Raw genomic sequence first — 261 nt, 5'->3', positions numbered from 1 at the left:
GACGAGCATGAGGAATACGACGATGGCCCGGTTGTGGACGGCCCATTCCGAAAGATTGAAGCGTGCCATCACTCGACCTCCGTCTCAGCGTTCACCAACTCACCGTCTGCCAGCGAATTGACGCCGGCGGTCACGACCTTCTCTCCTGCCGACAGCCCGTGGCTGACGACGACGGAGTCTGTATCGAATTGAAGCAGCTGGACGTTCCGGCGCTGCACCTTGCCGTCACCGCCAATTACCCAGACCTGCGGCTCGTCTCCG

General features: G+C 61.3%; 1 protein-coding gene. It reads right to left on the bottom strand.

What is annotated here, in order from left to right:
- Positions 1–68: 68 nt before the first annotated feature.
- A partial coding sequence (locus NMG80_RS05665; protein WP_495664006.1) for a permuted SH3 domain-containing protein occupies positions 69–261 on the bottom strand: 193 nt, incomplete at its 5' end.

The sequence above is a fragment of the Mesorhizobium escarrei genome, from assembly GCF_935825525.1.
GTDB lineage: Bacteria > Pseudomonadota > Alphaproteobacteria > Rhizobiales > Rhizobiaceae > Mesorhizobium > Mesorhizobium escarrei.
Note: the sequence above shows the minus strand (reverse complement) of the source record. Positions and strands in the feature narration are given on the sequence as shown.